The organism is Streptococcus sp. SGI.013, assembly GCF_050315295.1.
Lineage (GTDB): Bacteria > Bacillota > Bacilli > Lactobacillales > Streptococcaceae > Streptococcus > Streptococcus porcorum.
Genome location: NZ_JBNPOS010000066.1, coordinates 1 through 1,857, shown reverse-complemented (window position 1 = coordinate 1,857; position 1,857 = coordinate 1). Strand labels below are relative to the sequence as shown.

Genomic DNA, 1,857 nt, shown 5'->3' with positions numbered 1-1,857 from the left:
CACCTCAAAAGATAGCCTCTTTTGAAAGTTTTCCTGAATACCTGCCTCACGCTCTGAGTCGCCAAACTTTGAGAGCGTGGGGCTTTTTTATTTACTCAAAATCATATTCAAGCACATTGGTCATGTGTGACTGTGCCACTTTATTTCCTGCCTGATCGTATGCAGTGATGAAATATGATTTGTCTTCTTCTGTTTCTAAGAAAACAACCATATTGACAGCTCTGCTAACGCTATTCAAGACCTCAGTTTTTTCTGTATCTGACAGAGTTGAAAAACTGTCATTGACAGTAGCATTGATAGCTCCATTATCTTTTAGTTTGAGTTCGTAGATGTGAGCTGTCCAATCATAGCCATCAGCTCCCTCTTGGTTGAACTGGATGTTTTCATTGAAACTATCTGAGATTTTGACATTCATTTCAGCTACATCATAGGCAACCTTTTCAGAGCTTTGTTCAGTTGTCTCAGTAGATGAGCTTTCAGATGTCGAACTCTGCTCAGTAGTGGTAGTCTGAGTAGTCACTTGAGGTGTTTCTGTCTTAGGTGCAAGACCTAGAGCTTGTAAAATAAACCCAAGGGCAGCAAGGGCTAAAAAGCCCACTCCAAACAATTTCAATTTTTTCATGATATTCTCCTTTGATTATGGTTTATAGATGTCTACGACTTCTCCAATAGTTCTGATGTCATCATCTTCTGTTAGATAGATTTCCTCATAGCTATTGTTTAGACTTTGTAGGTACCAAGCCCCACTATAGTCACGCTTTAACTTTTTGACAAAGTTTTTGCCGTTTACCTGGAAGATACCAATATCATTGATGTCCACCTGGCTTGTAACTTTGATAAAGAGTAGATCATTATCCTCTATCAATGGTTCCATGGAGTCGCCTGCTACTTTGGCAATGGTGTCATATTTTTCAGGAACGTCATTGGCACGCAGTCTAACCTCCATGTGTAGATTGTCCTCCTGGAATGTACCACGGCCAGCAGCAACCAGCCCCTCAACATAATCAGTGACATAGTCCTCATTGTCTTCTGATTGGAACTTGTCAAAGATAGATGTTACTTTAGGTTTTTCTTGCTCCTCTAATTGAGCCTTGGCAAAGTCTAGGACTTTTTCTTTTCTAGATAATTCTAGTTTTTCGTATATAGGACCTAATTCAGCTTGAGCCTCGTTGTTTACTTTTTGGATCCCTAGTAAGTATTCAGGAGTAATGCCTAAAACTTTAGCAAAGTCATCAGCCCTGTTTAACGGAAATTCCCTTGTTTTATTGAAATATCTAGACATGGTAGATTTTGCAATTCCAACACGCCTAGCTAATTCACTCATTGACAACCCTTTTTCATCTATATTCTCTTGAATAAGTGAAATGATTTCATCATTAGTTCTCATGTTTCTTTTTCCTTTGATTTGATGATTTTATTATAACACCGTTCCCAAAAATATACAAGAGGAACGATAAAAAACATTTTTTGTTATTTTTTTCAAAAAATGGGTTGACAAAGTGGAACGCATGGGTATATAATAAAATCGTTCCAAAACGGGAACTAAAATAACAAAAAGGAGAACACGGTATGACAATCAATTTAAAACGATTGAAAGCTGAACGTATCGCAAGCGGGATGACGCAGGATGAAGTAGCTCACCGCATGGGATGGAAAACACGGACACCATACGCTAAACGTGAAAATGGTATTGTCTCTATTGGTGCTGATGAGCTAGCTCAAATTACTCTGATTTTTGGGCTACCAATGGAAAAAATCACTATTTTTTTTGACAACGACGTTCCCGAAATGGAACAATCATTGGCATAGAGAGGAGTTAGTATGAACGAACTCATCAACGTAACACTGAATGACAAT

Annotated in this window: 3 protein-coding genes; 1 reads left to right on the top strand and 2 read right to left on the bottom strand. The window is 38.3% G+C overall.

Annotation, left to right across the window (positions count from 1 at the left end; all coding sequences use genetic code 11):
- Window positions 1-91: 91 nt before the first annotated feature.
- Complete coding sequence (locus tag ACQRDX_RS09225) at window positions 92-622, bottom strand: hypothetical protein (protein WP_427896593.1); 531 nt, start codon at window positions 620-622, stop codon at window positions 92-94.
- 15 nt (window positions 623-637) lie between these two features.
- Window positions 638-1,387 carry an XRE family transcriptional regulator gene (locus ACQRDX_RS09220; RefSeq protein ID WP_074412899.1) on the bottom strand — a complete coding sequence of 250 codons (750 nt, stop codon included), beginning with the start codon at window positions 1,385-1,387 and terminating at the stop codon, window positions 638-640.
- Window positions 1,388-1,569: 182 nt separating this feature from the next.
- Between ACQRDX_RS09220 and ACQRDX_RS09215 the strand changes: the two genes are divergently transcribed.
- A complete protein-coding gene (locus tag ACQRDX_RS09215) occupies window positions 1,570-1,809 on the top strand; it encodes a helix-turn-helix domain-containing protein (RefSeq protein WP_074412900.1) in 240 nt (79 codons plus the stop codon).
- The last annotated feature ends 48 nt before the right edge of the window (window positions 1,810-1,857 follow it).